This is a genomic window from Bacillus sp. FJAT-29790, from assembly GCF_019039215.1.
GTDB lineage: Bacteria > Bacillota > Bacilli > Bacillales > Cytobacillaceae > Cytobacillus.
In genome coordinates this window covers 311,419-319,996 of record NZ_JAHNZZ010000003.1, presented here as the reverse complement: position 1 = coordinate 319,996, position 8,578 = coordinate 311,419, and the positions used below count along the sequence as shown (strand labels likewise).

At 34.0% G+C, this 8,578-nt stretch carries 9 protein-coding genes and 1 pseudogene; 8 read left to right on the top strand and 2 right to left on the bottom strand.

What is annotated here, in order from left to right; all coding sequences use genetic code 11:
* Positions 1-173 precede the first annotated feature (173 nt).
* Both BGM26_RS18270 and BGM26_RS18265 read left to right on the top strand, forming a co-directional pair.
* Positions 174-602, top strand: a complete 429-nt coding sequence (locus BGM26_RS18270) for a hypothetical protein (RefSeq protein WP_217041725.1) — start codon at positions 174-176, stop codon at positions 600-602.
* 341 nt (positions 603-943) lie between these two features.
* A complete protein-coding gene (locus tag BGM26_RS18265; RefSeq protein ID WP_217041806.1) occupies positions 944-1,096 on the top strand; it encodes a hypothetical protein in 153 nt (50 codons plus the stop codon).
* A 5-nt stretch (positions 1,097-1,101) separates the two neighbouring features.
* On the opposite strand, the pseudogene BGM26_RS18260 reads toward BGM26_RS18265, so the two are convergent.
* Positions 1,102-1,224, bottom strand: a pseudogene (locus BGM26_RS18260) (hypothetical protein); the annotation flags it as partial.
* A 143-nt stretch (positions 1,225-1,367) separates the two neighbouring features.
* Between BGM26_RS18260 and BGM26_RS18255 the strand changes: the two are divergent.
* The 6 genes from BGM26_RS18255 to BGM26_RS18235 all read left to right on the top strand — a co-directional run bounded on the left by BGM26_RS18255 (position 1,368) and on the right by BGM26_RS18235 (position 7,598).
* On the top strand, positions 1,368-2,732 hold the full coding sequence (locus tag BGM26_RS18255; RefSeq protein WP_217041724.1) for a TrkH family potassium uptake protein: 1,365 nt from the start codon (positions 1,368-1,370) through the stop codon (positions 2,730-2,732).
* Positions 2,733-3,117: 385 nt separating this feature from the next.
* Positions 3,118-3,246, top strand: a complete 129-nt coding sequence (locus tag BGM26_RS21755; RefSeq protein WP_302053264.1) for a hypothetical protein — start codon at positions 3,118-3,120, stop codon at positions 3,244-3,246.
* 892 nt (positions 3,247-4,138) lie between these two features.
* Entirely contained in the window at positions 4,139-5,299 is a 1,161-nt protein-coding gene (locus BGM26_RS18250) for an acyltransferase family protein (protein ID WP_217041723.1), read from the top strand.
* 286 nt (positions 5,300-5,585) lie between these two features.
* Positions 5,586-6,428: a tyrosine-type recombinase/integrase gene (locus BGM26_RS18245; RefSeq protein ID WP_217041722.1), complete on the top strand. Its 843-nt coding sequence runs from the start codon at positions 5,586-5,588 to the stop codon at positions 6,426-6,428.
* A gap of 232 nt (positions 6,429-6,660) precedes the next feature.
* Positions 6,661-7,158 (top strand): DUF1259 domain-containing protein, encoded by a 498-nt coding sequence (locus BGM26_RS18240; RefSeq protein ID WP_217041721.1) that lies wholly within the window; start codon positions 6,661-6,663, stop codon positions 7,156-7,158.
* Positions 7,155-7,598 (top strand): DUF1259 domain-containing protein, encoded by a 444-nt coding sequence (locus tag BGM26_RS18235; protein WP_217041720.1) that lies wholly within the window; start codon positions 7,155-7,157, stop codon positions 7,596-7,598. Before BGM26_RS18240 ends, BGM26_RS18235 begins: the two co-directional genes overlap by 4 nt.
* Positions 7,599-7,949: 351 nt before the next feature.
* Here BGM26_RS18235 and BGM26_RS18230 read toward each other — a convergent pair whose 3' ends face one another.
* On the bottom strand, positions 7,950-8,420 hold the full coding sequence (locus BGM26_RS18230) for a MarR family winged helix-turn-helix transcriptional regulator (protein WP_217041719.1): 471 nt from the start codon (positions 8,418-8,420) through the stop codon (positions 7,950-7,952).
* Positions 8,421-8,578 lie beyond the last annotated feature (158 nt).

Genomic DNA, 8,578 nt, shown 5'->3' with positions numbered 1-8,578 from the left:
TAAGACCATAAAGAAAAAGGTCAACCAGAAAAATCTGGCTAACCTTATATTACGAACGGGCCGGATTGTTGAATAAAATTTTAAAGTAAAGTGGAAATTGTAAGCTTTACACTTAAATAATTGGGCAGGATAGTTAAACAATGTTCGGTTAAAATTAAACCGAGGTGATAAATGTGACAAATTCAAGCGATGATTTTCTAAATATAATTGGTTTAGAGGAAAATACAAGAGAATTAGCTAAATTAAAAGTCTTAATTGAAAATCCTTCAGGAGAACCTAATAAGGAAATCTTGTTAAACATATTTGAGTTTATAAAAAAGATATATGGAACGGAAAAGTGTACTATTCTTTGGTGGGATCGGGATATTCAATCAAATCCATCTACGAAAATCATCAGCGTTGAAGATATTAAATTCTTGCATAATTTGTGGGAAAGAATTGCAGGCAACTACCTTTTATTTTTGCCAGTGCAATTTGATGCAAATAAATTTAATCAAAAGGATGAAGAAGAGTATATTGGCTTGAGTTTAATTACATATTCCCATTTAATATTAAAGTCGCCAGATGGATATGAAGTAATGTATTTAACCTTGAATAAATAACGAGGCTACTCTTAATAAGAGTTAAGCTATATTCAACAATAGGGCGCTTTTCTGAAAAAGGAAAGCGTCATACTTCCTGAAAAGGGCCATTTTGTGTAATAAAGGATATGTGATTTTATGGTAATGTGATATAGGGGAGATAGATGATGAAAATTAACTCATATCTTATTCAATTAACAATTACGATAATAGTTATTTTCGAAGGAATTTTTATTATTTGCTGTTTTAGAACCGGCGAACTTTTACTAGACCAAATAATTGGGGCTTCGGTTGGTGTTTTACTGCTGATTGCATCATTGATTTGAAGAAAAATAAACAAATAAAAAACAGGAGGGGCTGTTATGAATTATGAGTATAAAGAGAAAGAAAAGAAAAACGGTAACCAATTTGTTTCAATCAGGGATAAGGGTGAGAATTCCTTATTGGGGATACCGTCAGGAAAATACGGATTTACAACGCTAAGCCCATTTTCAAGACGATTCCCCCTTTTTTAACAACGTTAAGAAAGTTTTAGTGGTCTTAATGAATCTAATGAGATCACTTTCTCCGAATTAAAATGGTATTCTCCTAGTAAATTAATATGTTCCCAACCTAGAGGTGACATATGTTGCAATAATTCTTCATATAAAACTACCTGACCGTGTTTGTCTTTTGTACATGAATAAATTTAAAAGCTTTTTACATAATAAATAAAGGTGAGAGCAAGGTAGCTTTTAACAAAAGTATCAAGTGATAAAAGGGATACGAAAATTGAAGGGGTGCCATGTGAGAAAAGTACGAGTCTGGCTGGAAAATCGTTCGCCTGCCCAAATTATTACTGGCTATTATTTAATAGCAGTCATTATATCTATTCTATTATTTAACCTTCCCGCAGTTTATAAACCTGGGGTAGAAATGCCTTTTTTTGATACAGTTTTCATGGCTGTCAGTGTAGTGAGTGACACAGGTATGACCATTTTTAATATATCAGAGACTTATAGTGTATTTGGGTATTTTATTATTATCCTCATATTGCAATTCGCGGGCATTGGCGTGATGGCCATGAGCACATTTTTTTGGTTGTTTTTAGGCCGGAAAATTGGATTGCGCGGACGGAAATTAATAATGATTGATAATAATCAATTTTCATTATCGGGACTCGTTCGATTAGTTCGAGATATTCTGAAGATGATCCTCTTGATTGAATTGATCGGGGGACTCATTTATGGATTTTATTTCTTGAATTATTATCCTACTTGGAAGGAAGCATTTCTTCAAGGCCTATTTGCATCAGTTGCTGCGACGACAAACGCTGGTATGGATATAACCGGTGAGTCTTATTCTCCTTACGCAAGTGATTATTTTGTACAACTGTTGACGATTATACAAATTATCATTGGAGCAATTGGGTTTCCTGTATTAATCGAAGTAAAGGAATATTTATCGAAGGGAAAGACGGAACTTGGATACCCTTTCCGTTTTTCATTATTTACAAAGCTAGCGACAGTTACATATGGAATTCTTCTTATTATTGGGACAATCCTTATCTTACTACTTGAATTTCAGCATTATTTTAAGGATATGGCATGGCATAAATCATTTTTTTATGCTTTTTTCCAGTCTGCGACAACAAGAAGCACTGGATTTACTACAATGGATATTACAGAATTTTCAATTCCAACGCTCTTGGTTATGGGTGTTTTTATGTTTTTAGGCGGATCTCCTAACTCTATGGGTGGTGGGATCAGGACGACTACATTAGCTTTAAATCTGTTATTTATTTATAATTTTGCGAAAGGAAAGCGTTATATCAAAATCTTTAATCGTGAGCTTCATCAGGATGATATTATGAAATCACTAGCCATTACGCTATTAGCTACTGTCATGTGCTTAGTATCGGTTATTATTATAAGTATTTCTGATCCACAGCAGAAACTTATTGCTATTTTTTTTGAAGTTTGCTCTGCCTTCGGTACAGTAGGCTTATCTATGGGGATTACCCCTGATCTCAGTATTCTTGCCAAGTGTATTCTTATGATTTTAATGTTTATTGGAAGAATTGGCTTAACTTCTTTCTTTCTTATCATCGGAGGAAAAAACAATCCGGAAGACAACTATCATTATCCAAAAGAGAGAGTGATTACAGGTTAAAATCGGGTTGGGCTAGCATCATGCCTTACTGTGTGGGTTAGTACCGGAAAAAGCCGTTACCACGCAATAAGTAGACATTAAAAATAATTAGTTGTATCAAAAGCGGTTCAATTAATCTTATAACATACAAACTATGTGACAATATTTTGTTACTTGGCGTAGTTGTAACTAAATAGATCGTTTTTGTTAAGGTGATTGCACAAGGAATTCTAAATGATAAAAAAGTAGTAAAGCTTAAAACTCCAGTTACTACATTCCGCAATCGGCTGCTTTAACGAATTAATGGAAAGTCCAATTTCTCTATTATAATTTGCAGAGAACTTGGGCTTTTTATAATGGAAATTCCTTAACGTTGTAAATCCGCATTTTCCAGAAGGTACCCCTATTGGAAGTAGAAAAAAAGGGAAATCAGATTGAAATAGTTACATATTGGCGCAATGAGAAAACAACCAAATTCACAACAAAGGTGGATCTGTTTGAGAAAATGGCTAAAGGTATGATTCAAGAAGATTAATAAAATGTGTTATTCCATTATCGGGCGCAATTCTTGAAGAGGAATTGTGCCTTTTTCAGTAATAGTGCCATATAATTGAATAAAAAAGGAATTTTCACGAAACAATTGAACTAATAATATATGGCCCACACTCCAACTTGAACAATAGGAGGTATAACAAATTGTCGATCTTCCGTAATCCCCAAGTTATTCTGTTCAGTTCAGATGTAGTTAGAGCAGCTGCGTTCTACAAGAGTCTGGGATTCACGAGTCCTTTCGAGTGCCAAATGATGGCGAACCGATCATATTGATTTGGTTCTCGATGACTATAGAATAGGCTTCGCATCTGTTTCCTCTACGCGCGATGATCACGGCCTCTCCCCCGTGTCTCATGGGCAGCGTATTGCAGTGATTTTGTGGACGGATAACACTGCTGCTGCCTTTGAAACCGTCACCTCGAATGGCACCAAAGCCCTGGTATCACCGCACGAATGGCTCGGTCGCTGCTCATTGCTTGGGTTGCAAATCCGGATGGTAATCCAATTCAGATTGTGCAAAATCTCTGACGATGCACCTTCATCTCAGGCAACGGTAAGCATTCTTCATAGTAGTTCTCCCTATGCTAACGAAGCAAGACAATAACATACAACAGCTTTTTGATCTAGGGTATTATTGCATATCAAAAAAGGGAATAAGGAGTACTTCGTAAAAATTAAGGAGGTAATCCATGTACTTATATCTCGTTCTACCGATCCTTAGCTATCGGGTGCTATTCCCTTACAAGGATTAGCGTCTATAAATTACATAGATGTATAATTAATAAAATTATTTACTATATTTGAATTTTTTTACTATAATGGTAAAAATACGACATTGTTTAAGTGTAATTTTTTAATGGAAATGGGGTTTAAAAGTGAAAAAAGAGAGTGATCATTTATATTTCATCGATAATATAAAAATAGCTTTAATTATGCTTGTAGTAGCTCACCATGCTGGGCAAGCCTATGGACCAGGTGGTTGGTGGTATTTTTTGGATGATGAATCAATCAACTGGTTGGGTAGATTTTTCTCTGTAAATGCAGCATTTTTTATGAGTATGTTTTTCTTTTTATCAGCCTATTTTCTCCCTCAATCAATCGCGAGAAAAGGGCCGAAACGATTTTTAAAAGAACGATTTATTAGAATCGGTATTCCATTACTACTGGGATTTCTCGTGATAATTCCTATTCTGATGTATTTATATTACATTAATTTCAGAGAGTATGAACCCATCTCATTTTTTTCTTACTATGTTAATATATTTTTTGGACTTGGCAATGAACCAACCAATTGGACTGGGCCATCATGGCCTGATATGCAATTTGGCCATTTATGGTTTTTAGAGCATTTACTTGTGTATGCGGTTGTGTTTTCGGTCTGGACCTTCTTTACATGTAAGAAATCCACAAAAAAGTCTGATGGAAAAATTAAGGTTTATCAGATTCTCTCCTTGTGGTTGGTCGTTAGTTTAGTGACTTTCATTACAAGGATATGGTTTCCTATTGATCATTGGTCAGCTTTCTTAGGGTTTATTCAAACAGAATTTGCACATGTACCACAGTATGTGAGTTTCTTTTGTTTAGGCATTATGGCTTATCATCGCAAATGGTTATTAACTTTAAGTGTGAGAGCAGGATACATCTGGCTTGCTATTGGAATTTTTATTGTAACTATTTTGTATTTTGGAGGGACTACAGTATATCCTTTTCTTTTAAAGGGTGGCCAAAACTTCGGTTCGTTGGCTCGATCATTTATTGAGACGTTACTGTGTATTTCGCTAATAATTGGTCTTCTAATTTTATTTAGAGAAAAAATTAACGGCACTAGTCGTTGGTCAAAGATATTATCAAACAATGTATTTGTTGTTTATTTCATCCATGTCCCAGTAGTTGTATCCCTCCAATATACATTGAATGACCTGCCAATATCAGTCTGGGCTAAATTCCTTATAACAGCATTTTTGGGAATTGTTTTAAGTTTTTTGCTAAGTCATTTTGTATGGCTAAAGATTCCATACCTCAAAAAAATGATGTGAACGGAAATAATATTTAAATAAGTGAAAAGTGAAAAGTGAAAAGTCAGGAATAATGCTGGCTTTTATCTTAGTAGGCAGACGATACACAGTAATGTAATCTTATTCAACGATAGGGCGCTTTTCTTGAGTAAAGAAAGTGTCCTTTTTCTTGTATTTCAAGGATTCTCATGGTTCGGTAATTTGTTATTGTCTGCGATTGTTGAAAAACCTGCGTATGAATAAGACTCTCCTTGAACATAATAGAATCTAGTTTAATTGATTTAAAAAGTAGGAGAGTGAAAGAATAATGTTATTATCAGAAGCGTGGGAAAAGTATCAACTAGATAAAAAAATTGAGGGATATTCTCCTCTTACACTAAAAACATATTTTTTTCAATATAATCTCTTATTACGATTTTTCGGTGATATTGAAATGAGAGATCTTACTACAGAGAAACTAAAAGGGTATCTAATACAGGCGGGAGACCACTTAAAACCATCTAGTTTAGGACATAGAGTTCGTTGCATTAAATCACTATTCAAATGGACACACGATGAAGGACATATTCCCAAAAATCCTGCTGTTAAATTAAAAGAGCCGAAATTAGGCAAAAGGATTCCAAAATTCCTTTCAGAACGAGAGATTGAACATCTAAGGGAAGCTTGTCATACTTCAATGGAGAATGCGTTATTTGAATTTATGTATTCGACTGGCTGCCGTATTGGAGAAGTTGTAAAATTAAATCGTGATGATATTAGTTTTTTAACGAATTCAGTCATTGTACATGGGAAAGGCGATAAAGAAAGGGAAGTATACTTTAATACCCGTTGCTCCATATGGTTAAAAAGGTATCTAGACGAGCGAGATGATGAGGATTCCTGTTTGTTTATTACGGAAAGAAGGCCAAATAGGCGAATGAGTATTGATAATCTGAGATATATTATTAAACGTATATCAAATCGAGCTGGGATAAAAAAGAGAATACATCCTCATCAATTACGACACAGCTATGCTACACATATGATTAACAATGGTGCGCCACTTGAAGTGATTCAGAGCTTACTTGGTCATGAGAAGAGTGAGACCACCAAAATATATGCTCAGCTAAGTGGAAAATTGAGACACGATTTTTACTGTAAATATTTTTGAAAGTTATATAAGTTAAACTTTAATCGAAAAATCGAGGCGCGCATATAAAAGGGCGTGTCTTTTTGTTATCGGGCCATTTAATTGAGTAATTGTTGCTTTTAAAAAAATAGTCCTTTGCTATTTTTCTTTAACTCTTCTTGACTAATGAGTGTTATGTGCAAGAAAAAGGATGAATGGGGAATTATAATATCGTTTCCTAATATTTCACTATACTCTAAAGGAGAGTTACTCTATGTACAAATGGAAATATACTATAGTTGCTTTTTTAGTTGTTGTTTTGATCTATAATTTTACATCGAATCCCTTGATTCATGCGATGAAAAACTCTTCCTCTCCTAATCACATCGATTCAACAAATCATTTACCACAGAAAGGAAATTGGAAACTAGTTGAGGAAGCGCTGGGAAAATCAGGTGTGATGAAGCCAGGTGAAGTTTTTTATATCAGCCTTCCACGTAGTGATTTGAAAGTAACAGTCAAAGGAATACCAATTCAGACTGGTTTAGCCTTAGGGGGCTGGATAGCTTTTAAACAAATTGATAATCAAACAATGGTTATGGGTGATTTAGTTCTTACAGAAAACGAAATTCAGCCTGTCATGAATCAACTTTTTCATGAAGGAATTCAGGTTTCTGCACTACACAATCATTTACTAGGTGAGTCACCTCGGATTATGTATTTACATATTGAAGGGCAAGGTAATCCAGTTCAATTAGCTAAAGCGCATTGAAACTAACAAAAATACCATGGAACGACAAACTACCAGATGATTCGCATGTCTTTTCCATTGATAAACAAAAGCTTGATAAAATATTTAGACATAAAGGTACAGTTAGTGGTGGCGTTTATCATATAAGTATTCCTAGGTTAGAAAAAATCATGGAAAATGGCATGGAAATACCTCCTGCTATGGGGGTATCAACAGGGATCAATTTTCAGCTCACGAAAAATGGGACAGCAGCAATAACTGGTGATTTTGTACTTACTGCAGAAGAGGTAAATCCTGTTGCTAGTACGTTACGTAATCATGGTATTGAAGTAACTGCTTTACATAATCATATGTTAACCGAGAATCCCCGACTATTTTTTATGCATTTTTGGGCAAATGACGATCCAATCAAATTAGCTAAAGCACTACGTGAAGCAATAGACAAAACTCATAGTATGTAGACTGTTTAGTTTGAATGCTAAATAGAATAAAAAATCGTTGTATTTTCTAATTATCGAGTGACGTTCAATAAAGTAATTTAAGAAGAGAGTAGCACTAAATGACTGTATGATGATCTTCCAGAATAGGGCGCTTTTCTGATATAAGGAAAGTGTCTTTCTTCATGTAAAGGGCCATTTAATTGAGGAAGGATCACAGAAATGACAAATCTTTTTTATAAAAGAATGATTCAATTGAATATATTAAGAGCGTGTTTTGATCAATCTTTTTTTCAAAACACGCTCTTTCTTTTTGTTCGTTTATCAAGGTTATTAGTATCAATTTGATCAAACATTATTCTTTAAGCAACAGTACTAACTATATTTATTTTTAATCGATTTCCTAGTAATATCGCTAACTATGGAGGAAATTTTTATAAACTTTATAAAGTCCTCTGTTGAAAATTCTTCAAGTTGATTTAATATTTTCGTATATTCCATTTTATCTAATTTCTTATGATATTGAAAAACTTGGTTGCCTTTTTCCGATAATTCTATAATGACTTCTCGACTATTAGTTGGGTTTTTATATTTTAATACCAAGTCTTTTTTTACAAGTTTATCGACCATTTGGGAAATAGCACCTTTTGTTTTATTAGTAAGCTTGGCAAGCTCTGAGGTATTTGTTTTTATCTTTTCTCCAATTAAATTAATTGTATGTACTTCAACCATATACAGTTCATCGTCCGTACCGTACTTCCTAGGTATGCTTTCATATTGACTCTGATTACGAGAAACTTCGTAAATGGATTCCATCAGCTGATAAACAACTTCTTCTCTTTTCATTTTATTTCACCTTTAATCATTTTTATTATTTGGCTACCAGTATTATACCATATTCAGTTGCACTTCAACCTCATCACCAATGGCTAAGTTAGGCATTTTACTTGGGGTTTAAAAGTATTTTTTAATATTTTAAATTTTCGTTGACGATAAACTGTTTA